Origin of the sequence: Maribacter luteocoastalis (genome assembly GCF_048890225.1) — a bacterium.
Taxonomy (GTDB): domain Bacteria; phylum Bacteroidota; class Bacteroidia; order Flavobacteriales; family Flavobacteriaceae; genus Maribacter; species Maribacter luteocoastalis.
Genome location: NZ_JBMFZG010000034.1, coordinates 1 through 644 on the forward strand (window position 1 = coordinate 1; position 644 = coordinate 644).

At 35.2% G+C, this 644-nt stretch carries 1 protein-coding gene; it reads right to left on the reverse strand.

The features are described 5' to 3' along the window. Window positions 1–159 precede the first annotated feature (159 nt). A partial coding sequence (locus ACOCEA_RS17985) for a hypothetical protein (RefSeq protein WP_420757660.1) occupies window positions 160–644 on the reverse strand: 485 nt, incomplete at its 5' end.

The following is a 644-nucleotide window of genomic DNA, read 5'->3' on the forward strand; positions in this document are numbered from 1 at the left end:
CTAACGGTTGGGCTATGATTTCGTTGCAGACTTTCCATGTAGGCTGAGCGTAGCCGAAGTCAGGAAAATGTCCGGGAGAAATCGGGCCATGTAATGGTTGATATGTTTAAATTTAACGATAATGCAGCAATGAATTATAGCCGGTGTTGTGCATAGTATTTATTCCTTACATATTAAACCTTTTTGGGATATGACTTGACCTTCGTTAGAGGTTAAAACCGCATTAAAAAGCATGCAATTATTTTCAATTCTAATTTTTGACACTACGATTCCGTTGTTGTCATTAATCCATTTTTCGGTTTCATCCAGTTCCTGGTTAGATTCATCATACTTCAATCGGTATGTGCAATCATCAATCCATTCGATGAGCTCATATTTCGGTTTACCTTGATCAATTCCGTTTGCCCATTCAATTTGAGTGTTCTCAGACCTTACTTGGACAGTTCGTGTTATAGTAGAATCTATTTCGGGCATAAACTGATATACACTATCCTTGAATGAAACAGTAAATTCATTCAAGTCATCCATTTTATTTGGTATATAAAAGTTTCCTTTTTTAAAGTCTTTGCATTCCAAATTTTGGCTACAGCCGGCAAAAGAGTACAATAAGACAAATAATATAATTAAATTGGGTTTTCTCATAT